At 68.6% G+C, this 951-nt stretch carries 2 protein-coding genes and 1 pseudogene; all 3 read left to right on the top strand.

The window, feature by feature from the left end:
• Window positions 1-194, top strand: a 194-nt coding sequence (locus ON37_RS33925) for a hypothetical protein (protein WP_217999965.1), incomplete at its 5' end; no start/stop codon positions are given.
• Window positions 191-565, top strand: coding sequence for a hypothetical protein (locus ON37_RS26570; RefSeq protein ID WP_040723155.1), 375 nt, complete (start codon window positions 191-193; stop codon window positions 563-565). The genes ON37_RS33925 and ON37_RS26570, both read left to right, overlap by 4 nt.
• Window positions 562-951 (top strand): annotated as a pseudogene (locus ON37_RS26565) (FtsK/SpoIIIE domain-containing protein); the annotation flags it as partial. The gene ON37_RS26570 and the pseudogene ON37_RS26565, both read left to right, overlap by 4 nt.

The raw sequence follows: 951 nt of genomic DNA, 5'->3' as shown, positions 1-951 counted from the left end.
CGGTGGCCCCGGCCGCTGTCGAGCACACCACCGCCAAGCCGGGGTGCGTCATGTTGTGCGACGACCCGGCCCCCGCTGCCCCGCAGTCGCACGGCTGCAGCATGTTCTGCGACGAGCCGGGCTTGCCCGCCGCCCCTGCGCAGGACTGCCGACTGCTGTGCGGGCTCGATGGGTTGAAGGAGCCCTGGCAATGAGCGAAGACATCGTGATGCAGCAGTGCCAGGGCTACTGGGTCTCGCACAACGAATACGAGTCCGTGCACTACCAGATGCCCGGCGCGCCGGATGGGTACGGGCGTGCGGCGGTCAAGTTCAACAGTCCGTTCGCGCCGGAGGGCTGGATTTTCATCACCTTCGGCGGCCACGACGAGCACTTCTCGGGCGGCCCGTGCCCGCACCTGTTCATGCCACCCGAGGTCGCTGCGGCCTTGGTCGGCCAGCTCCGGGCCGCGATCACTGAAGCCCAGATCGCTGCCGGTGAAGACCTCGAATCCTTCCCCTACCGCGATGTCACTGGGGAACCGTGCCCGTGCGACATGTGCGCCTACTACCGGGAGCGGTCATGAACGTAGTGAACATGGTCCCGGTCGCTGCCTCAGCGGTGGGCGCGCTGGTCTTCGCGGCTCATCTGTTGCCGTGGGGCCGCCGCCCGGCCACCACCACCGCCGAGGGCCTGGACCGCGAACTGGCACAGGCGCCGGAAATTCTTCGCCCGGCCATTCTGTCGTTCGCCTCGCCCGCGCACTCGCAGTTGATGTTTTCGCTTCTCAAGCTCGGCTCGGCCGAGACCGGATTCCCGCGCGTGGAGTGGTGGGACTACTCCCGCCACGGCCTGACCGTCGACATCCTGATGCGCGGCGGCCAAACCGTCGCCGACTGGACCCGCGACGATATGCGCTCCCGCATCGCCGATCACGTCGGCGTCGAGGCCGTCACCGCCTCCTCCCCCGCG

Source organism: Nocardia veterana NBRC 100344, from assembly GCF_000308855.1.
Taxonomy (GTDB): Bacteria; Actinomycetota; Actinomycetes; order Mycobacteriales; family Mycobacteriaceae; genus Nocardia; species Nocardia veterana.
This window is presented reverse-complemented; position numbering and strand designations above follow the sequence as displayed.